The sequence below is a fragment of the Sabulicella glaciei genome (genome assembly GCF_026183895.1).
GTDB lineage: Bacteria > Pseudomonadota > Alphaproteobacteria > Acetobacterales > Acetobacteraceae > Roseococcus > Roseococcus glaciei.
Genome location: NZ_JAPFQI010000023.1, coordinates 1 through 18960 on the forward strand (window position 1 = coordinate 1; position 18960 = coordinate 18960).

Below are 18960 nucleotides of genomic sequence, written 5' to 3' on the forward strand. Positions count from 1 at the left end.
CTCACGTAGCTGAACAAGCTCTCCGTCCGCTCGTCTGTCCCGCGCATCGCTCGTCCCCCTGCCTGACCAGAAGGAATCACAGCCAAGACACCAACGCGACCGTTTTTCAGCAGCCTGTTAGGGAGCAAAGTCACATGAGCGATTTCTTCACCTCGTCCTTCATGGCGAGCGGGTACAGTTCGTCCCTGTCCGCCTCGGCGCAGGGCCAGCTTTCGTCCGCCTACACGGCGGCGCTGAGCAGCGAGATCAAGACGGTTGCCGACTATTTCGGCTTCCTCGCCTTTGAGCGGACCGGCGACCGTGACGCCGCGCTGGCGGTGAAGGAAGCGGTGGCCGCGGGTCAGTTCACCCTGTCCGACCTTTTCGGCGCGGCGCAGAGCAAGACCGGCCCCGTGGATGGTGCCGCCGTCAACAACCCGGCCCCGAAGCTGACCGTCCTGGGCGAGACCTTCGAGCTTTCGAGCATCCTCAGCGGCCTCGACACGGAGACCTGGACGACCTCGAGCAAGGTCGGCAAGACGACCGAGACGGTCTATCACACGCGCGAGTTCTTCACCTCGCTCTCGGTCGGCGAGTACGACACGGACTGGGCGGTGGTGCCGGAGCCCGTGACGAACGTGGCGCCGACCGCCGAAGCCATCGTGGTCAACCTGACCGAGACCCTGGGCAAGGCTGCTTCTTTTTCCGCCCCCATCGACCTGCTCGGCAACGCGGTTGATCTTGATGGCGATGCGCTCAGCATCGTGGCGGGGAGCTACAAGTTCACGGTCGACGGCGTCGTCCAGCCCGCGAAGCCGTCCTTCCTGACCATCACGGACGGCGTCGTGGTGTTCGATACCTCTACGGATCTTCTCAAGGACGAGATGATGGTCGTGAAGGTCGAATACGACATCACGGACTCAGCCGGGCACGTCATCCCGAACTCGCTGACGATCAACTACACCGGCACGGCCGACCTCTACAGCTACAAGTCGGAGAGCTTCACCTTCACGAAGAGCGGGGGCAACCTCACCTTCAACGGGAGCCTCCAGGCCCAGAGCGGCGCGCAGAATGGTGTGATCGACATCGCGCTCCATGCGGACCTGAACGCCACCAACGAGACCTTCTTCCTGGACGTCGAGCCGCGGCCGAACTCGGTCGACTTCACCCTCGGGGGGACGGCGAACTCGGATGGCACCGAGGTGCTGCAGAACTACAGCGGCCAGGTCAATGTCGCCCTCGCCTCTCTTGCCGATGGCGCGGTGTCCTTCAATGGCGGCTTCAGCACGCAGGTCGCGAATGGCTCCAGCGTCACCCTCACCCTGAACTACGACGTCTGGGCCTGAGCAACCGGGAGAGGCGCCCAGGCGCCTCTTCGCTTCCCACCGGGAGGGCGGACTACTCCTCCCGGACCGGCCGCTCCATCAGGGAATGGAGCGCGCCCTGCACATCCAGCCGCCCTTCCAGCAGCGCCGCCACGGTGGCGCAGACGGGCAGCTCCACCCCCACCGTCGCCGCGCGGGCCAGCAGGGCGGGCGCCGTCGCTACCCCCTCCGTCACCGCCGAGCGTCCGCGCAGCACCTCTTCCAGCGAGGCGCCGCGCCCGAGCGCGAGGCCGAGCGAGGTGTTGCGGCTGCGCTCGCCCGTCGCCGTCAGCAGCAGGTCGCCCAAGCCCGAAAGCCCCGCCGCCGTCGCCGCCTCGCCGCCAAAGGCCACGACCAGGCGCGACAATTCGGCGAGGCCGCGCGTGACCAGGGCGGCGCGCGCATTCTCGCCCAGGCCGGCGCCCATCGCGACGCCCGCCGCGATGGCCAGCACGTTCTTTGCCGCGCCGCCTAGCTGCACGCCGACCGGGTCCCCGCTCAGGTAAAGGCGCAGCCGCCCTCCGGACAGCGCCGCCTGCGCCGCCCGCGCCAGGGCGAGGTCGCGGCTGGCGACGACACTGGCGGCGGGCAGGCCGGCCGCGACCTCGTGCGCGAAATTGGGGCCGGACAGGATGGCGGCCGGTTGGCCGGGGCGCAATTCCTCCAGCACCTCCAGCGGCAGGCGGTGGCTCCCGCCTTCCAGCCCCTTGCACAGTAGGACGAGTGGCGGCAGGCGCGCCGGCCAGGTGGCGAGGGTGGCGCGCAGGGGCTGCATCGGCACGCCCACCACCGCCAGCGACGCCCCTTCCGGCCATTCCGCCGAGACGCGCAGCGAGGGCGGGAAGCCGTAGCCCGGCAGGCGACGCCGGTTTTCGCGCGCCTCCGCCATCTCGGCCGCGTGGCGTCCGTCGCGGGCCCAGAGCGTGACCGCCCGGCCCTGCCGCGCGGCGTGGATGGCGAGGGCCGTGCCCCAAGCCCCCGCGCCGAGGACAGCGAGGCTATTCATCCGCGATCCGCTCCAGGGTCCAGCCGCCGCCCGCTTCCCCGGTGGCGAGGGCGGCATGCAGCGCGGTGAGGATGGCGCGCGCTTCCTCCTCGAAGCCGAAGGGCGGGTTGACGATGGCGAGGCCGCTGCCGTTCAGCCGCGCCGCATCGGTCGGCTCGCGGAGGTGAAGCTCGGCGGCGACGATGTCGCGAATGCCGCTGTCGCGCAGCGCCGCGTGGAAGGCGCGGGCCGGGGCGCGGCCCTTGACTGGGTACCAGGCGGCCTGGACCAGCCCGCGCGAGCGTCGCCACGTCTCGGCCATGGCGGCGACAAGGCGCCCATACTCGCCCGGCTGCTCGAAGGGCGGGTCCAGGAGGACGAGGCCGCGCTTCTCCGGAAAGGGAAGCAGGGCGCGCACCGCTTCCGCCGCGTCGCGCCGGTGGACGGAAACGCGCTTGTCGCGGCGGAAGGCGGCGCGCAGCGTGGCATGATCCGCCTCGTGCAGCTCGACCAGGGTCAGGCGGTCCCCCTCGCGCAGCATCGCCGACGCGAGGGCGGGCGAGCCGGAGTAGGGGCCCCCTTCCCTACGGACGAGATCCAGCCAGGGCGCGAGCGGCCCTTCCGTGATGCCCAGCAGCTTGCCGATGCCCGCGCGCCACTCGCCGGTCCGCTCCGCCTCGGAGGAATGGAGGTCGTAGCGGCCGATCCCGGCATGGGTGTCCAGCACGTGGAAGGGTGCGGGCTTGCGCCGCAGCGCGACGAGAAGGGCATGAAGCAGCGCGTGCTTCATGCAGTCGGCGAAATTTCCCGCGTGAAAGGCGTGGCGGTAGTTCAAGCCCGCAGGACGGCGCCGTTGCCGAAGCCGGCCTCCATCTGCGCCGCGATCCACTCGCCCGCCTCGTCCGGCTGGCGCAGCGTCTTCGGATCCTCGCCGGGCATCGCCACCTGGCGGAGGTTGGTGGCGGTCGGGCCGGGATCGGCCAGGGCGACGCGCAGGGGGGTGCTCGCCACCTCGCGCGCCCAGGCGAGGACGAGGTGGTGCTGCCCCGCCTTGGCGGCGCCGTAGAGGCCCCAATAGGCCTCGGGCTCCTCGGCGCGATGGTCCGTCAACACCAGGGCGCGCCCGGCGGGGGCGGCGCGCAGCAGCGGGTCGGCGGTGCGGATCAACCGCCAGCAGGCGGAAAGATTGACCGCGAGGCTCTCGTTCCAGTCGCGCGGCATGATGTGCGCGACAGGCGTCAGCTTCGCCAGCAGCCCCGCCGCGTGCACCAGCATGTCCAGGCGGCCGAAGCGCTGCAGCAGCGTAGGGCCGAGCGCGTCCAGCTGCTCCGCCTCCTTCACCAAGTCCAGCGGCAGCAGCGTGGCGCCCTGGCCGGTGGCGGCGCGGACCGCATCGTCCAGCTCCTCCAGCCCGCCCTGGGAGCGGGCGGTGGCCACCACATGCGCGCCCCGCTTGGCCAGCGCTAGCGCGGTCGCCCGCCCGATCCCGCGCGATGCCCCGGTGACGAGCGCGACCTGTCCGGCGAAGGTCATGCGCACCCCGCGATGCGGGCAAAACGGTTCGCAACGCGAGCCGCGCCCAGGCCACCCGCGCAGCCGGCGCGGCAGCTCACGGCGCGAAAGCCAAGCGGCCGGAGGCCGCGCCCGGCGCCTGAGGGCATCAACAAGGCCGGCCTGTTCACAGGCTGGCCTGGAGCTGCTTGGTCCGTTGCTCCTCGTTGGCCGGCCAGTCCGTGAGCGGGATGGCGTAGTCGCCGGTGAAGCAGGCGTCGCAATAGCCGGGATTGGCGGCGTTGCGCCCCGGCCGGCCCAGCGCCCGGTACAGCCCGTCCAGCGAGATGAAGGCGAGGCTGTCCACGCCGATCAGCTTCGCCATCGCCGCCACATCGTTCTGCGCGGCCAGGAGATGCGCGCGGTCCGGCGTGTCGATGCCGTAGTAGCAGGAATGCGTCGTGGGCGGCGAGGAGATGCGCATGTGCACCTCGGCCGCGCCGGCCTGTCGCACCATCTCGACGATCTTCTTGGAGGTGGTGCCGCGCACGATGGAATCGTCCACCAGGATGACGCGCTTGCCCTCCAGCGCGGGGCGGTTGGCGCTGTGCTTCAGCTTCACGCCGAGATGGCGGATCTGGTCCGTCGGCTCGATGAAGGTGCGGCCGACATAGTGATTGCGGATGATGCCCAGCTCGAAGGGGATCCCTGCCTCGGAGGCGTAGCCCATCGCGGCCGGCACGCCCGAATCCGGCACCGGGACGACGAGGTCGGCTTCCACGTGGCTTTCCCGCGCCAGTTCCGCGCCGATGCGCTTGCGCGTGTCGTAGACCGGCGTGCCCTCGACCACCGAGTCGGGCCGGGCGAAGTAGATGTACTCGAAGATGCAGAAGCGCTCGGGCGCGGCCGTGAAGGGCTTCACGCTCTGCACGCCGTTGTCGTCGATGATGACGATCTCGCCCGGCTCCACGTCGCGCACGAAATCGGCGCCGACGATGTCGAGGGCGCAGGTCTCCGAGGCCAGCACCCAGCTGTCATGGAGGCGGCCCAGCACCAGCGGCCGCACCCCCAGCGGGTCGCGCGCGCCGATCAGCGCGCCATTGTGCAGGGCGACGAGGGAATAGGCGCCCTGGACCTGCTTCAGCGCATCGATCAGCCGGTCGAGCACCGTCGAGTAGAGGCTGATGGCGATGAGGTGGACGAAGACCTCGCTGTCGGTCGAGCTCTGGAACAGGCAGCCGCGGCGCACCAGGGCGCGGCGCAGCTGCGCGGCATTGGTGAGGTTGCCGTTATGGGCGACCGCGAAGCCGCCGAACTCGAAATCGGCGAAGAGCGGCTGGACATTGCGGATCGCCGTCTCGCCCGTGGTGGCGTAGCGGTTGTGGCCCACCGCGGCACGGCCGGGCAGCCCGGCCATCACCTTGGCGTCGCCGAAGATGTCGCCGACCAGGCCGAGGCCCTTGTGGGTGCGGAACTGCCCGCCCTCCCCCATGGCGACGATGCCCGAGGCTTCCTGGCCCCGGTGCTGCAGGGCATGGAGGCCGAGCGCGACCAGCGCCGCCGCATCCTTGGCGTTCCACACGCCAAGGACGCCGCACTCCTCATGGAACTTGTCGTCGTCGGACAACGGAAGAGACATGGCGACCTGGCCCTTTACGTTCGGTTCCGGGCGGGCGGGCGCAGCAGGTCTTCCTGCGTGGGCACGCGGCGTTCCGGTGGGGCGGCGATGCGGGGGCGATACTCCGGCGGGAGCAACCCCACAACCCAACGCGCGCCATCCGCGATATGCGGCAGCGTCCTGGCTTCGCGCACCGGCTCGGGCCATTCCCCCGTGTCGGGCTCGAGCAATCCGGCCAGGACATAGGCCAATATGGCGATGGCGACGCCCCGTGCCAGCCCGAACAGCGCACCCAGCGAACGATCCACCCCGCCCAGCGCCGAACCCTGCACCTTGCCCGCGATGACATGGATGACGAGCTTCAGGACGATCAGCACCACCAGGAAGACGACGGCGACCGAAAGCCCGTCGGCGATCCAGTCCACCTCCACCAGCTGGTCCATGAAGGGCCGCACCGCGCCGCGAAAGGCGAAGCCGGCAAAGGCCGCGCCGATCCAGGCGCCGATGCCCAGCACCTCGCGGATGAAGCCGCGCATGAAGGCCAGGATGGCGGAGAGCACCATTACCAGGAGGAGCACGCCGTCCACCCAGGTCATCGCGGCGTTCCATGTCGGGGAGAGATCATGGGGAGGGTTTAGGCGAGGATCGGTGGGGGTTGAAGCGTCACGCCCGTTCCTTGCGCTTCACCGTCTGCGCGGCGAAGGGCGCCACAAGGTCGGCGAGGTGGCCGATCTCGTCCAGCCGCAGCCCCTCCACCGGGGCGGGGGGCTTCTGGCCGCGCGCCAGGCGGCGGGGAAGCACCGCCGCGCCGAAGCCCAGCTTGCGCGCTTCGCGCAGGCGCGACTCCGCCTGTGCCACCTGCCGCACCTCGCCGCTCAGCCCGACCTCGCCGAAATACACCGCGTCCGATTCCGTGGGCCGGTCGGTCATGGCCGAAACCAGCGCCGCCGCCACGGCCAGGTCGGCCGCCGGCTCGTTGATGCGCAGCCCGCCGGCGATGTTCAGGTAGACATCGGCCTGGGCGAAGGTCAGGCCGCAGCGCGCCTCCAGCACCGCCAGCAGCATGGCCAGGCGCCCGCCATCCCACCCCACCACCTGCCGCCGGGGCGAGCCGCCGGCCGAGGGCGAAAGCAGAGCCTGCACCTCGACCAGCACGGGCCGCGTCCCCTCCAGCCCGGCGAAGACGGCGGAGCCGCTGATGTTGCCGCGCCGCTCCGCCAGGAACAGCGCCGAGGGATTGGCGACCTCGACCAGACCGCCTTCCGTCATCTCGAAGACGCCGATCTCGTCCGTCGCGCCGAAGCGGTTCTTCACCGCGCGCAGGATGCGGAACTGGTGGCCGCGATCGCCTTCGAAATACAGCGTCGCGTCCACCATGTGCTCCAGCACGCGCGGCCCGGCCAGCGTGCCCTCCTTGGTGACGTGGCCCACCAGCACCAGGGCGAAGCCGCGCGCCTTGGCGGTCCGGATCAGCTCCGCCGCGCAGGCGCGCACCTGGGCGACGGTGCCGGGCGCGGAGTCCAGCGTGTCGAGCCACATGGTCTGGATGGAGTCGATGACGACCAGCGCAGCCTCGCGCTCGGCCTCGAGACTGGCGGTGATGTCGCGCAGCGCCGTGGCATTGGCCAGGGCGAGCGGCGTCTCCGAGAGGCCCAGGCGGCGGGCGCGCAGCCGCACCTGCTCTACCGCCTCCTCGCCCGAGATGTAGAGGACGCGCTTGCCGGAAACGGCCATGCGGGCCGCAGCCTGCAAGAGGATGGTGCTCTTGCCGATGCCGGGGTCGCCGCCGACCAGCACCGCGGAGGCGGGGACGAAGCCGCCACCCAGGACGCGGTCCAGCTCGGCGAGGCCGGTGATGTGGCGCGGCGGCGGGGCGCCCTGCCCCTTCAGCCCGACGAAGTCGAGCCCCTTGCCGCGCGGCGCCTTGCCGGCTGGGCCGGGGCCGGCCTGCACCACCTCCTCCGACAAGGTGTTCCACTCGCCACAGGCGTCGCAGCGCCCCTGCCACTTCGGATGCGCCGCCCCGCAGGACTGGCAGACATAGCGCGCGCGATCCTTGGCCATGATTAGAACATAGAGAGAACGAGACTCCGCTTCAAGGCGGCGCTACTCGTCCTCCTCCGGCACGGGCGGGATGGGAAGGAGGCCGGACTCCTTCACCGAGGCCAGGGCGATCTCCACCGACAGGCGTTCCAGCCCCGGCAGGGGACGGATCTCCTCCGTGATCAGCTCGTCCAGGGCGGAGATGTCGGGCACACGCAGCTTGAGGAGGTAGGACCACTCTCCAGTGAGCTGATGGCATTCCAGCACTGCCTGCTGCTTGCGGACTAGGCGGCGGAAGGCGCTGTCCTCCTTGCCCGGCCGCATGTCGAGCCGAAGGAAGGCCAGAAGCGGCACGCCGACCAGGGCAGGATCCAGCGCGGCGTGCCAGCCGCGGATCAGCCCGCGCTCCTCCAGCCGCTTCTGGCGCTCGGCCGTAGCGGAGACGGAAAGCCCGGCGACCTTGGCGATCTCGGCGAGGCCGGCCGCACCGTCCGCCTGCACCGCGAGCAATATCTTCCGGTCAATCTCGTCCATCACCGGACTCTATACGGCATTGGAGCCTTTGAAAAGGAAAACCGCCGCGACAGGCGGTCTGCCGCGCAAAGGGGAAGCGCGGCACCGTCCCATCGCGGCGGGAAGCCGGGCGGGTGGACCCCGCCCGGGGATGTCAGATGTAGATCTCGTTCAGCGGCGCGAAGCCGTTGAACTTCTGGCTGGCATAGGTGGTGACATAGGCCCCGGTGGCCAGCAGCTCCACCTTGTCGCCGTCGCGCAGTGCCAGCGGCAGACGGTAGTTGCTCTTCTCGTAGAGCGTGTCCGTGCTGTCGCAGGTCGGCCCGGCGATGGTCACCGGCCCTTCCTCCGCGCCGTCATGCGGGGTGCGGAAGCCATACTTGATGGCCTCGCCCTCCGTCTCCGCCAGCCCGCCGAAGCGCCCGATGTCGAGATAGACCCAGCGCACCGGATCGTCCTCGCCCTTGCGGGAAACGAGCACGACCTCGCTCTGGACCACGCCCGCATCGGCCACAAGGAAGCGGCCGGGCTCGATGACGATCTCCGGCAGGGCATTGCCGAAATGCTTCGTCATCGCACCCATGATGGCGTCGCCGAAGGCGCCGATCTCCGGCACCTCGCTCTTGTACCGCACGGGGTAGCCGCCGCCGAGATTGACCATGCGCACCTTCACCCCCGCCTCGGCGAGGTCGGTGAATAGCATGGCGACCTTGGCGATGGCCGCCTCGTAGGCCGCGGTCTTCACCTGCTGGGAGCCGACATGGAAGCTCAGGCCGAAGGCGTCCAGGCCGAGCTCGCTCGCCTGCACCATCAGCTTGCGCGCCATCTCGACCTCGCAGCCGAACTTGCGCGACAGCGGCCACTCGGCGCCGTCATTGCCGACCAGGATGCGGCAATAGACGCGCGCGCCGGGGGCGGAACGGGCGAGCTTCAGCAGCTCCGCCTCGCTGTCGAAGGCGAACATCCGCACGCCGCGCGCATAGGCCGCCGCGATGTCGCGCTCCTTCTTGATCGTGTTGCCGTAGGAGACGCGCTCGCCGGCCGCGCCGGCGTCGAGGCACATCTCCACCTCCTGGAAGGAGGCGGCATCGAAGAAGGAGCCGAGGCCCACCAGACGCTCCAGGATCGGCGCGGCGGGGTTGGCCTTCACGGCGTAGTAGATGCGGGCCAGCGGCAGCGCGGCCTTCAGCCGGGCATAGTTCTGCTCCACGCGATCCACGTCCATGACGAGGCACGGCGTGGCAGGCTCCATCTCCGCGAGATAGCGAGCGACCTTCGGGGTCATCGCACCATCCTCCACCAGCATGTGTGGAACCCTCCCCTTTTCGTGGGGCGGCCCCAGATTGACGAAACGGTCGAACGAACCAGCGACCAAGAAGAAACCGCGAGGCTTGCGACCCGCGGGGTGCCAGAACGCTTGACGTCGTTGCGTAAACCTTGCGCCGCGGTGGCGAGCCTTACTCGGGGCTCCGCTCCGTGGGCCTGGGGCCTAGAGGCACGTGCGTACTGCGTCTTGTGGAGGGGGCAGATACGCGCGCCGGCCGGCATATGCAAGTGACATCGGGCCTGGAGGCAAAGATTTTTCGCGCTGCCCCGGCACGGCGCCGGAAGGCCCCCAGGACGCTCGCGGAAAGCCTGGAAAAATCATGCTTCCCGCCCCGCGCTGGCCGGACGGCTTCCGGCCATGACCTGCGGTCGGGTCACGCATGCCCCCAGGGCAAGCGCGTCGGCTCAGGCCACGCGCCGCAGCCCCGTCAGCAGCGCGCCGGCCTCGCGGGCCGTCATGGGAAAGCCGATCAGCGAACCTTGCGCCTCGCTGCAACCCTTTTCCGCGACGGCCCGAAGCTGCGCCTCGGTTTCCACCCCTTCGGCGGTCACGGCGATGCCCAGGCTAAGGCCGAGTCCGCCGATCGCGCGCACGATCGCCCTGGATTCACGCCGGTCGGGCAGCCCGGCGACAAACGACCGATCCACCTTGATCTTGTCGAAAGGCGCGCGGAGCAGATAGGCGAGCGAGGAATACCCCGTGCCGAAATCGTCCAGCACGATCCGCACGCCCAGGTCGCGCAGGCGGCACAGGATGTCCAGGTTGGCCTGGTCCTCCTGCAGCAGCACCGACTCCGTCACTTCCAGCTCGAGGCGGTTGGGCGCGAGGGACGCATCGGCCAGCGCCTCCCGCACCGCCGCCAGGAGGCGCGGCGAGCGGAACTGGACCGGCGAAAGGTTCACCGCAACCCGCACGTCGTCCGGCCAGAGCGCGGCGGCCTTGCAGGCTTCCCGCAGCACCCATTCGCCGATGGGAATGATGGCGCCGCTTTCCTCGGCCAGCGGGATGAACTCGGTCGGCGGCACCGCATCCTGTCCTTCCGGGAACCAGCGCAGCAGCGCCTCGAACCCGGTCACGCGGTCGTCGCTCAGCCGCCGGAGGGGCTGGAAGCGCAGGGACAGCTCGGCCTGCTCCAGGGCGCTGGCGAGGCTCCGCCGCAGCCCATGGCGGCGCTCCGCCTCCTCCGCCATGGCGCAGTCGAAGAAGCGCGCGGCGTCGCGCCCGTCGCGCTTCGCGCGGTACAGGGCGATGTCGGCATGACGGACCAGCTCGTCCGGCAACAGGCCGTCGCGCGGCGCAAGCACGGCGCCGATGCTGGTGCTCACCACATAGGGTTGCCCGTTGAGGTAGTAGGGACGGCGCAGCGCCTCCAGCGCCCGTTCGGCCAGGAGGCTGGCCTCCGGCAGCCCGTCGCCATCCGTGGCGGCCAGGATGGCGAACTCGTCCCCGCCCAGCCGCGCCACGAGGTCGCGCGGTCCCGCGCAGTCCCGCAGGCGTTCCGCCGCCTCGCAAAGCAGCGCATCGCCCGCCGGATGGCCCAGCGTGTCGTTGATCGCCTTGAAATGGTCGAGGTCGAGGCAAAGCAGGGCCAGCCCCTCCCCCGGCCGGAGCCCGGCGAGGTCGTGCGCCAAGCGGTCACGGAGGAGGCGGCGATTGGCGAGGCTGGTCAGCGGGTCGTGATAGGCCAGAAACAGCGCCCGCTCCTCGGCGAGGCGCCGTTCCGTCACGTCGGTGACCGCGCCGATATAGCCGAGATACTTGCCGGCGGCGGAAAAACGGGGCGAGGCGGTGTCGAGCACCCAGCAGACCTCCTCCCCCTCGCGGCGCAGGAGGCGGTACTCGGCGCGGAAATGGCCCTTCACTGCATTGGCCTCGGCGAAGCCGCGCTCCACCGCGGGCCGGTCCTCCGGGTGCACCCGGTCCAGCCAGCCCATGCCCTGCGCGGCCTCGCCGTCCTGGCCCGTGATCTCCGTCCAGCGATGGTTGACGAAGATGCATTCGCCCGTGGGGTCGGTCAGCCAGATCACGCCCGGGGAGGCGTCGGCGATGCCGCGGAAATACTCGATGCTTTCCAGGAGCATCTGCTCTTGCGTCGCGCCGGTCGCCTCGATGTGCTCGGCGAGGGCGCGGGAAAGCTGTCCCAGGACCCGCTCCACCCTTGTCACCCTCCCGCCAGAAGCCGTCGCCTGCCCCGGCTGGGCCAACGTGGCTTCTCCATACAAAAGCGAAGTCCTTGATACAATGTGTCGAAGCGGCGCCTGTCCCGCTGGGAGCGGAGGGCAGGCCGCCGCGCCGGGTGCGTCTGGACCAGGCCGCCGCACGGTCCTAGCTTGGCCGGCAGAGGAGACATGCCATGCAGCCGATGAGCCGCAACGAGATGGCCGCCCGCGCCGCCGCCGACATCCCCGAGGGCTGGGTGGTGAATTTGGGCATTGGCATCCCGACCCTGATCGCCGACCACGTGCCGCTGGAGCGCGAGGTGATCTTCCAGTCCGAGAACGGCGTGCTGGGCATGGGCCCGGCGCCGGCGAAGGGCAAGGAGGATCCCTGGCTGATCAATGCCGGCAAGCAGATGGTCACGCTGCGCCCCGGCGGTTCCTTCTGCCACCATTCCGACAGCTTCGCGATGATCCGCGGCGGGCACATCGACCTGTGCGTGCTCGGCGGGTTCGAGGTGGCGGAGAATGGCGACCTCGCCAACTGGGCGACGAGCGAGAACGACACCGCCCCGGCGGTGGGCGGCGCCATGGATCTCGGCGCCGGCGCGAAGCAGATCTGGGTGACGATGGACCACCAGACCAAGGATGGCCGCCCCAAGGTCGTGGAGCGCTGCGGCTACCCGCTCACCGCGCTGGGCACGGTCACGCGCGTCTACACCAACCTCGCCGTGCTGGACGTGGTGAAGGGTCTGGGCTTCGTGGTGCGCGACATCGTGCCGGGGATGAGCCTCGCCGACCTCCAGGCGCGCTCCGGCGCCAGGCTGCACGCCCAGGCATGAGCGCAGATCCGACGGGGCTCGCCCCCTTCAGCGAGGACCGCGCCGAAAGCATCGGCATGATCCGCGACAGCGCCCAGGGCCTGCTGGGCAGCGACATGAAGCGGGTCCGCGCCCTGCGCTTCACCGAGCCGGGCTTCGACCCGGCCCTCCTGCGCGCGATGGGCGAGGCGGGCTGGATCGGCCTCATGGTGGAGGAGGCGAAGGGCGGCACTGGCCTCGGCCATGCCGAGATGGTGGCGCTGGCCGAGGAGATGGGCCGCGCCTGCGCGCCGGAGCCGCTGACGGCGCTCCAGCTTTCCGCGGCTTTGCTTGCCGCCGCTGGGCACGAGCTGCTGGAGCAGGCGCTGTCTGGCGAGGCCATCGTGCTCACCGCCTGGCAGGACCGCGCCGGCACGCTGGAGCCAGCGGCGGGGGATGGAGCGCGCCGCTTCGTGCCCATGGCGGCAGGCGCCACGCATTTCCTGTTCGTGTCGGGCGGCGACCTGCACCTCCTGCCCGCCGCCGACGTCGCGCTCGAAACCGAGCAGCGGCAGGATGGCGGGCATTTCGGCACGGTGCGGCCGAAGAACGGCCTTCCCGCCCCGATCGCCACGGGGATGGGCGAGGCCATCGCGACGGCGCTGGACCGCGCGGCGCTGGGAACGGCGGCGGAGTTGCTGGGAGGCATGGAGGCAAGCTTCGCCATGACGCTCGACTACCTCCGCACCCGCAAGCAGTTCGGCACGGTGATCGGCAAGTTCCAGGCGCTGCAGCACAAGGCGGCGGATGCGCGCGTGCAGCTTTCCCTCGCCCGTGCGGCGGTGGAGGAGGCGGCCTTCGAGCTGGACGAGGGCGCGGGCGGACCCGCCATCGTCGCCCGCGCCAAGGCCCGGGCCAGCGACGCGGCCATGGCAGTGCAGCAGGCCTCGCTGCAGCTGCATGGCGGCATCGGCTACACGGACGAGTACGACCAGGGCCTGCACCTGCGCCGCGCCATGGTGCTGGTGCCCAGCTTCGGCGGGGCGGCGCTGCACCGCGCCCGCTTCATGGCCCTGGAACCCGAGACGGAGGACGCGTGATGGACGGCAACCAGACCCCGCGCATGCGGATCAACGCCGAGCGCGAGGGCGACGTCCTCGTCCTCACCCTCGACTACCCGGCGCGGCGCAACGCCCTCGCCGTGCCCCTGCGCACCGAGCTGGAGGCGGCGCTGGAAAAGGCGCAGAGCGACGGGACGCGCTGCATCGTGCTGACCGGCGCGGAGGGGATCTTTTCCGCAGGCGGCGACATCTCCGGCATGAACGTGGAAACGGCGCTGGAAGGCCGGGAGCGGATGCGCCGCACCCACCGCCTCGTGCGGCTGATGGCGCGCGGCAACGTGCCGATCATCGCCGCGGTGGAAGGCTGGGCGGCGGGGGCGGGCTGCTCCCTCGCCCTGCTCTGCGACCACGTGGTGGCGGCGGAAGATGCCAAGTTCGTGCTCGGCTTCCACAAGATCGGGCTGATGGCCGACCTCGCCCTGCCGATGACGCTGCCCGCCCGCATCGGGCTGGGGCGCGCGCGGGACATGATGCTGTTCCACACCCAGTACACGGGCGCGCAGGCGCTCAATATCGGCCTCGTGGACGCGGTCGCGCCCAAGGGGCAGGCGCTGTCGGCGGCGATGGAGAAGGCGCGGGCCCTGGCGGCCGAGGCGCCGCTGCCCATCGCCTACATGAAGCAGTGGTTCTCCGACGAGATGGAGGCGGCGCTGGCCAAGGAATCCGATTGGCAGGCCGCGCTCTTCGCCACGTCCGACCACAAGGAAGGGCGCGAGGCCTTCCTGGGCAAGCGCAAGCCGGTCTTCGCAGGGCGCTAGCCCGCGCATGGCCGGCGGATGCCCTGGCTCCGCCGGCCCCAGGCGGCCCGCCCAACAAGGAATCGCACCATGAACGCCATCACCCCCCGCGAGACGCAGGATTTGAACCTCCTCCCCGACGAGGAGTTCCGCCAGCACATCCGCTCCTGGATCGAGGCGAACTACCCGGCCGAGATCCGCAACCCGGAAAAGCGGCTGCACTGGGACGAGAACAAGCCCTGGTACATGAAGCTGGCCGAGAAGGGCTGGCTCTGCCCCGGCTGGCCGCGCGAATACGGCGGGCTCGGCCTGTCGCCAGCCAAGCAGATCATCTGGACGGAGGAGCTGGAGCGCTGGGGCTGCGCCCGCACCAACGACCACGGCATCGTCATGCTCGGCCCCCTCGTGATCCGCTACGGCACGGAGGAGCAGAAGCAGCGCTTCCTGCCCAAGATCCTGTCCGGCGAGCACGTGTGGTGCCAGGGCTATTCCGAGCCCAATAGCGGCTCCGACCTCGCCAGCCTGCGGACCGAGGCGGTGGATGCGGGCGACCACTACGTCGTCAACGGCCAGAAGATCTGGACCACGCTGGCGGGCGACGCGAACTGGATCTTCCTGCTGGTCCGCACGGACAAGGAAGCGAAGAAGCAGGAGGGCATCTCCTTCCTGCTGGTGGACATGACCACGCCCGGCATCACCGTGCGACCGATCATCAACCTCGAGATGCACGATGAGTTCTCGGAGGTCTTCTTCGACAACGTGAAGGTGCCGAAGGAGAACCTGGTCGGCCAGCTCAACAAGGGCTGGGACATGGCCAAGGCGCTGCTGTCCTTCGAGCGCATCTATCTCGGCTCGCCCCGGCAATCCGCCTATGCGCTGACGCGGCTGCGCCAGCTGGCGGAGCGGATGGGCGTGGCGGAGGACCCCGTCTTCGCCGCCACCTACGCGAAGCACCGCTGTGATCTGGAGGACCTGAAGTCGCTCTACTCCCGCTACGTCGCGGTGCTGAAGGCTGGCCGGCCGCTCGGCGCCGACGTGTCGCAGCTGAAGATCGTGCAGAGCGAGCTGTTCCAGCGCATCACCGAAACGGCGCTGGAGATCGCGGGCGAGAACGGGGCGCTGTTCGGCCCGATGGAGGGGAACCGCAACCTCAACCCCGGCGCGCTCTACATCCAGGCGCGGCCGACGACGATCTATGGCGGGACCAGCGAGATCCAGCGCAACATCATCAGCAAGAACGTGCTGGAGCTGGGCTAGCCCCGCTTCACCATTCCGGGGCCGAGAGCATCGCCTCGGCCTCGTTCATGCTCTGCACCACCTCGAAGCGGCGCGGGCGGAACTGCACCCGCAGCAGCACCGCCCAGTGGACGAAGCCCCGGTCGGGCGTGACCAGCACGGTGATCGCCCGGTCGTCGCGCCCGCGCGCGACCGAATGGTAGAGGGAAGCGATCTCCTCCACGTGATCGTGCCGGATGGAGCCGTGATAGGCCCGCAGGTCGAAGACCCAGTCATGCAGCGCCGCCTCGGGATGCGCCGCGAGCAGCTGGCGCATCAGCCCGACATAATCCGGCCCCGACACATCGCCTTCGAGGACGATATGCGCACGGCGCTTCTCGGGCAGCCAGGCGCAGGAAGAGCGGGGACGGTGCAGGGGCTGAACCTCGGCGCGGCGAAGAACGGCGGACATGACGAAATGGCGGCTCCTTGACGCCGGACAATGCCGCCGGGACCATCCTTTCTGCAATTGGGGGAGCCCCGTATCGGGCTTGTGCGGATGGAAGCGATTCACGGCTGGACCGCCACGGAGACGGCACGGCGGGTGCGGGGGCGGGAGGTGTCCGCGCGCGAGGTGACGGAGGCGGCGCTGGCCCGCATGGCGGCGGTGAATCCGGCCTTGAACGCCGTGGTGCAGCCGCTGGAGGCGGAAGCGCGCGAGGCGGCGGCGGCCGTGGACGCCGCCCTGGCGCGCGGTGAGGCGCCGGGCCCGCTCGCCGGCGTGCCCGTCACGGTGAAGGTCAACGTGGACCAGGCGGGATGCGCCACCACCAACGGGCTGCGGCTTCAGGCGAACCACCGTGCGGAGGTGGACAACCCCGTCGTGGCGAATCTGCGCAAAGCCGGAGCGATCATCCTGGGGCGCACCAACACCCCCGCCTTTTCCGTGCGCTGGTTCACGGACAACGCGCTGCACGGCGCCACCTTCAACCCGCATGACAAGGGGCTGACCCCCGGCGGCTCCTCCGGCGGCGCGGCCTCGGCCACGGCGGCGGGGATCGGCGCCATCGGCCATGGCACCGACATCGGCGGTTCCATCCGCTTTCCCGCCTATGCGTGCGGCATCCACGGGCTGCGGCCGACGCTGGGGCGCATCCCGGCCTGGAACTCCTCCCTGCCCGAGCGCGACATCGGCGGGCAGCTGATGGCGGTGTCCGGCCCGCTGGCCCGCTCCATCCCCGATCTGCGCCTGGCGCTGGCGGCGATGAGCGAGTTCGACCCGCGCGACCCGTGGTGGGTGCCGGCGCCGCTGGAAGGGCCGCCCGCGCCGCGCCGCGTCGCCCTCTGCGTGCGCCCCGATGGGATGGAGGTCGAGGCGGCGGTGGAGAAAGCGCTGCGCGACGCCGCCGCCCGGCTGCGCGACTCGGGCTGGGAGGTGGAGGAGACCGAAACCCTGCCGCCGATGCGCGAGCCGGCACGGCTCCAGGCGCAGCTCTGGCTCGCCATGCTGCCGCGCGGCGGCATGGCGCTGGTGGAACGGGAGGCGGAGCCAGCCGCGCTGGCCGTCCACCAGCACATGGCCCGGCTCTGCCCGCCCCCCGACCTCGCCGCCTTCCAGGACGCGCTGACCGCGCGCGCCACCTTCCTGCGGCAATGGAACCTGTTCTTCCAGGACTACCCCGTGGTGCTGATGCCGGTCTGTGGCCGCACCCCCTTCCCCGACGGGCTGGACACGCAAGGCTTCGAGGCCTTCGAGGGGATCATCGAGGCGCAGCTTCCCCAGGTGGGGCTGCCGCTGCTCGGCCTGCCGGGGCTGGCCGTCACCACCGGCGCGGTGGGGGTCGGGGTGCAGCTCGTCGCCGGGCGCTACCGGGAGGACCTGCTGCTGCTGGCCGGGGAGGCGCTGGCCCCCGCGCCGATCTCGCCCGTGGACCCGGCCTGGGTGTAGGATGAGGGCCATGCGCGCCCCCACCCTTCTCCTCCCCTTCCTCCTCGCCGCCTGTGCCGCGCCGGTGGCCGATCGCGGTGCGGGGCGCGGCTGCGACGGGGTGCTGGTCGTCCGCAACGCGGCCCCGGTGGAGGTGGAGCAGTTCTTCGCCGGGGGGCCCGGCCAGTGGGGGCAGGACCTGCTGGCTCCCGGCACGCTGGCGCCGGGCGCCCAGCGCATCTTCCGCATCGGCCCGGGTCCACGCGCCTTCCGCGTGGTCTATGCCACGGGCCGCGCCGGCGAGGTGGCGGGGGTGGATCCCTGCGAGACGCCCAACCTGACCGTCAACGCCAACGGGATGGCAGCGACGCCCTGACCGGCGGCTTCAGGCGGCCCGGGACAAAGCGGCGCGCGGCAGCACCGAGCGCAGCGCCACCACCAGCGCGTCCATCATCGCCTCGGCGTGGAAGGGCGTGGCGCAAAGGCGCAGCCGCTCGCCGCCGCGCGGCACGGTGGGGTAGTTGATGGGGGTGGCGTAGATCGCGAACTCGGCCAGCAGGCGGCGCGCCACGGCGCGACAGGCCTCGGCCTCGCCGACCAGCACGGGGACGATGTGGCTTTCGCTAGGCAGGCGGGCGATGCCGGCCGCGTCCAGCTTGGCCTTGAGCAGCCGCGCCTGGGCCGCGAGGCGGCCACGCAGCGCCCCATCCCCCTTCACATGCCGGACGGAGGCGAGGGCGGAGGCGACGGTGGCCGGCGGCAGCGCCGTGGTGAAGATCAGGCCGGAAGCGTTGGAGCGGATGTGGTCCACCACCTCGGCCCGCGCCGCGACGTAGCCGCCCACCACGCCGAACCCCTTGGCCAGCGTGCCCTCGATCAGGTCCAGGCGATGGGCGAGGCCGTCGCGCTCGCTGATGCCGCCGCCGGTCTCGCCATAAAGGCCGACCGCGTGCACCTCATCCAGGTAGGTCATGGCGCCGAAGCGCTCGGCCAGGTCGCAGATCGCGCCGATCGGGGCGACGTCGCCATCCATGGAGTACACGCTCTCGAAGGCGATCAGCTTCGGCGCGTCCGCGGGGACGCTGGCCAGGAGCGCCTCGAGATGCGCGACATCGTTGTGGCGGAAGATGTGGCGCGTCACCCCCGGCAGGCCGCGCATCCCCGCGATCATGCTCGCGTGGTTCTTCGCGTCGGAAAAGACGTGGAAGCCGGGCAGGGAGGTCAGGATCGTCGAGATCGCCGCCTGGTTGGCGACATAGCCCGAGCCGAAGAGCAGCGCGGCCTCCATGCCGTGCAGCGTCGCCAGCTCCTCCTCCAGCGCCGCGATGAGCGGCGAGGTGCCGGAGATGTTGCGCGTGCCGCCCGCCCCCGCGCCATGCGCGGCCAGCGCCTCCTGCCCGGCCGCGATCACCGACGGGTGCCGTCCCATGCCCAGATAGTCGTTGGAGGACCACACGATGACGTCCCGCCCCTCGTGGCGATAAACCGGGAAGCGATCCGCCTCCCGCTCCAGCCGCGCGAACTCGCGGTAGCGCCCTTCCGCCCGCAGGGTGTCGAGGCCCTGCCGGCAATGGTCGAGAAAGCGGGAGCGTGTGGCGTTCATCGGGCGAGACCTGCGCCGGGGGGCGGGAGGAGGCAAGGGAGCATGTCTCTCCCTTGCCCCGGAATGCAAGCAAGCGCCTTG

The 18960-nt window shown here is 70.8% G+C and carries 18 protein-coding genes; 7 read left to right on the top strand and 11 right to left on the bottom strand.

The features are described 5' to 3' along the window. The first annotated feature begins 134 nt into the window (after window positions 1–134). The gene (locus tag OF850_RS19820) at window positions 135–1325 is read left to right on the top strand and encodes a hypothetical protein (protein ID WP_301592066.1); all 1191 of its coding nucleotides are present in this window, start codon (window positions 135–137) and stop codon (window positions 1323–1325) included. Between the two features lie 52 nt (window positions 1326–1377). On the opposite strand, the gene OF850_RS19825 is transcribed toward OF850_RS19820, so the two are convergent. The 9 genes from OF850_RS19825 to OF850_RS19865 all read right to left on the bottom strand — a co-directional run bounded on the left by OF850_RS19825 (window position 1378) and on the right by OF850_RS19865 (window position 11476). After that, window positions 1378–2349, bottom strand: coding sequence for an NAD(P)H-dependent glycerol-3-phosphate dehydrogenase (locus OF850_RS19825; protein ID WP_301592067.1), 972 nt, complete (start codon window positions 2347–2349; stop codon window positions 1378–1380). Continuing rightward, the gene (locus OF850_RS19830) at window positions 2342–3118 is read right to left on the bottom strand and encodes a 23S rRNA (adenine(2030)-N(6))-methyltransferase RlmJ (RefSeq protein ID WP_408906483.1); all 777 of its coding nucleotides are present in this window, start codon (window positions 3116–3118) and stop codon (window positions 2342–2344) included. The genes OF850_RS19825 and OF850_RS19830 overlap by 8 nt, the downstream gene beginning before the upstream one ends. A 41-nt stretch (window positions 3119–3159) precedes the next feature. Beyond that, on the bottom strand, window positions 3160–3861 hold the full coding sequence (locus OF850_RS19835; RefSeq protein WP_301592069.1) for an SDR family NAD(P)-dependent oxidoreductase: 702 nt from the start codon (window positions 3859–3861) through the stop codon (window positions 3160–3162). Window positions 3862–4006: 145 nt separating this feature from the next. After that, window positions 4007–5458, bottom strand: a complete 1452-nt coding sequence (gene purF / locus OF850_RS19840; RefSeq protein ID WP_301592070.1) for an amidophosphoribosyltransferase — start codon at window positions 5456–5458, stop codon at window positions 4007–4009. Window positions 5459–5472: 14 nt separating this feature from the next. Beyond that, window positions 5473–6033, bottom strand: a complete 561-nt coding sequence (locus tag OF850_RS19845) for a CvpA family protein (protein ID WP_301592071.1) — start codon at window positions 6031–6033, stop codon at window positions 5473–5475. 67 nt (window positions 6034–6100) lie between these two features. Beyond that, entirely contained in the window at window positions 6101–7501 is a 1401-nt protein-coding gene (gene radA / locus OF850_RS19850; RefSeq protein WP_301592072.1) for a DNA repair protein RadA, read from the bottom strand. A 42-nt stretch (window positions 7502–7543) separates the two neighbouring features. Further along, the gene (locus OF850_RS19855; protein WP_301592073.1) at window positions 7544–8014 is read right to left on the bottom strand and encodes an Lrp/AsnC family transcriptional regulator; all 471 of its coding nucleotides are present in this window, start codon (window positions 8012–8014) and stop codon (window positions 7544–7546) included. Window positions 8015–8147: 133 nt separating this feature from the next. Next, on the bottom strand, window positions 8148–9278 hold the full coding sequence (locus OF850_RS19860) for a type III PLP-dependent enzyme (protein ID WP_301592074.1): 1131 nt from the start codon (window positions 9276–9278) through the stop codon (window positions 8148–8150). Between the two features lie 446 nt (window positions 9279–9724). Continuing rightward, window positions 9725–11476 (bottom strand): putative bifunctional diguanylate cyclase/phosphodiesterase, encoded by a 1752-nt coding sequence (locus tag OF850_RS19865; RefSeq protein WP_301592075.1) that lies wholly within the window; start codon window positions 11474–11476, stop codon window positions 9725–9727. 197 nt (window positions 11477–11673) lie between these two features. Between OF850_RS19865 and OF850_RS19870 the strand changes: the two genes are divergently transcribed. The 4 genes from OF850_RS19870 (at window position 11674) to OF850_RS19885 (ending at window position 15391) form a co-directional block, all read left to right on the top strand. Beyond that, window positions 11674–12318: a 3-oxoacid CoA-transferase subunit B gene (locus tag OF850_RS19870; protein ID WP_301592076.1), complete on the top strand. Its 645-nt coding sequence runs from the start codon at window positions 11674–11676 to the stop codon at window positions 12316–12318. Beyond that, window positions 12315–13376 (top strand): acyl-CoA dehydrogenase family protein, encoded by a 1062-nt coding sequence (locus tag OF850_RS19875; protein WP_301592077.1) that lies wholly within the window; start codon window positions 12315–12317, stop codon window positions 13374–13376. The genes OF850_RS19870 and OF850_RS19875 overlap by 4 nt, the downstream gene beginning before the upstream one ends. Beyond that, window positions 13376–14155, top strand: a complete 780-nt coding sequence (locus tag OF850_RS19880) for an enoyl-CoA hydratase/isomerase family protein (protein ID WP_301592078.1) — start codon at window positions 13376–13378, stop codon at window positions 14153–14155. The genes OF850_RS19875 and OF850_RS19880 overlap by 1 nt, the downstream gene beginning before the upstream one ends. 69 nt (window positions 14156–14224) lie before the next feature. Continuing rightward, a complete protein-coding gene (locus OF850_RS19885; RefSeq protein ID WP_301592079.1) occupies window positions 14225–15391 on the top strand; it encodes an acyl-CoA dehydrogenase family protein in 1167 nt (388 codons plus the stop codon). A gap of 7 nt (window positions 15392–15398) precedes the next feature. On the opposite strand, the gene OF850_RS19890 is transcribed toward OF850_RS19885, so the two are convergent. Next, a complete protein-coding gene (locus OF850_RS19890) occupies window positions 15399–15821 on the bottom strand; it encodes a hypothetical protein (protein ID WP_301592080.1) in 423 nt (140 codons plus the stop codon). An 87-nt stretch (window positions 15822–15908) separates the two neighbouring features. Between OF850_RS19890 and OF850_RS19895 the strand changes: the two genes are divergently transcribed. Both OF850_RS19895 and OF850_RS19900 read left to right on the top strand, forming a co-directional pair. After that, window positions 15909–17297 (top strand): amidase family protein, encoded by a 1389-nt coding sequence (locus OF850_RS19895; RefSeq protein ID WP_301592081.1) that lies wholly within the window; start codon window positions 15909–15911, stop codon window positions 17295–17297. Window positions 17298–17307: 10 nt separating this feature from the next. Next, on the top strand, window positions 17308–17652 hold the full coding sequence (locus tag OF850_RS19900; RefSeq protein ID WP_301592082.1) for a hypothetical protein: 345 nt from the start codon (window positions 17308–17310) through the stop codon (window positions 17650–17652). 9 nt (window positions 17653–17661) lie between these two features. Here the strand turns inward: OF850_RS19900 and hemA are convergent, their stop codons facing one another. Further along, window positions 17662–18879 carry a 5-aminolevulinate synthase gene (hemA, locus tag OF850_RS19905; protein WP_301592083.1) on the bottom strand — a complete coding sequence of 406 codons (1218 nt, stop codon included), beginning with the start codon at window positions 18877–18879 and terminating at the stop codon, window positions 17662–17664. Window positions 18880–18960 lie beyond the last annotated feature (81 nt).

What these genes read in the sequence shown, in the direction of transcription:
- OF850_RS19870 (WP_301592076.1), top strand. Translation starts at nt 11,674, where the DNA reads ATGCAGCCGATGAGCCGCAACGAGATGGCCGCCCGCGCCGCCGCCGAC.
- OF850_RS19895 (WP_301592081.1), top strand. Translation starts at nt 15,909, where the DNA reads ATGGAAGCGATTCACGGCTGGACCGCCACGGAGACGGCACGGCGGGTG.
- OF850_RS19835 (WP_301592069.1), bottom strand. Translation starts at nt 3,861, where the DNA reads ATGACCTTCGCCGGACAGGTCGCGCTCGTCACCGGGGCATCGCGCGGG.
- OF850_RS19900 (WP_301592082.1), top strand. Translation starts at nt 17,308, where the DNA reads ATGCGCGCCCCCACCCTTCTCCTCCCCTTCCTCCTCGCCGCCTGTGCC.
- OF850_RS19880 (WP_301592078.1), top strand. Translation starts at nt 13,376, where the DNA reads ATGGACGGCAACCAGACCCCGCGCATGCGGATCAACGCCGAGCGCGAG.
- radA (WP_301592072.1), bottom strand. Translation starts at nt 7,501, where the DNA reads ATGGCCAAGGATCGCGCGCGCTATGTCTGCCAGTCCTGCGGGGCGGCG.
- OF850_RS19820 (WP_301592066.1), top strand. Translation starts at nt 135, where the DNA reads ATGAGCGATTTCTTCACCTCGTCCTTCATGGCGAGCGGGTACAGTTCG.
- OF850_RS19890 (WP_301592080.1), bottom strand. Translation starts at nt 15,821, where the DNA reads ATGTCCGCCGTTCTTCGCCGCGCCGAGGTTCAGCCCCTGCACCGTCCC.
- OF850_RS19860 (WP_301592074.1), bottom strand. Translation starts at nt 9,278, where the DNA reads ATGACCCCGAAGGTCGCTCGCTATCTCGCGGAGATGGAGCCTGCCACG.
- OF850_RS19825 (WP_301592067.1), bottom strand. Translation starts at nt 2,349, where the DNA reads ATGAATAGCCTCGCTGTCCTCGGCGCGGGGGCTTGGGGCACGGCCCTC.
- OF850_RS19875 (WP_301592077.1), top strand. Translation starts at nt 12,315, where the DNA reads ATGAGCGCAGATCCGACGGGGCTCGCCCCCTTCAGCGAGGACCGCGCC.
- OF850_RS19855 (WP_301592073.1), bottom strand. Translation starts at nt 8,014, where the DNA reads ATGGACGAGATTGACCGGAAGATATTGCTCGCGGTGCAGGCGGACGGT.
- OF850_RS19830 (WP_408906483.1), bottom strand. Translation starts at nt 3,118, where the DNA reads ATGAAGCACGCGCTGCTTCATGCCCTTCTCGTCGCGCTGCGGCGCAAG.
- purF (WP_301592070.1), bottom strand. Translation starts at nt 5,458, where the DNA reads ATGTCTCTTCCGTTGTCCGACGACGACAAGTTCCATGAGGAGTGCGGC.
- OF850_RS19845 (WP_301592071.1), bottom strand. Translation starts at nt 6,033, where the DNA reads ATGACCTGGGTGGACGGCGTGCTCCTCCTGGTAATGGTGCTCTCCGCC.
- OF850_RS19885 (WP_301592079.1), top strand. Translation starts at nt 14,225, where the DNA reads ATGAACGCCATCACCCCCCGCGAGACGCAGGATTTGAACCTCCTCCCC.
- hemA (WP_301592083.1), bottom strand. Translation starts at nt 18,879, where the DNA reads ATGAACGCCACACGCTCCCGCTTTCTCGACCATTGCCGGCAGGGCCTC.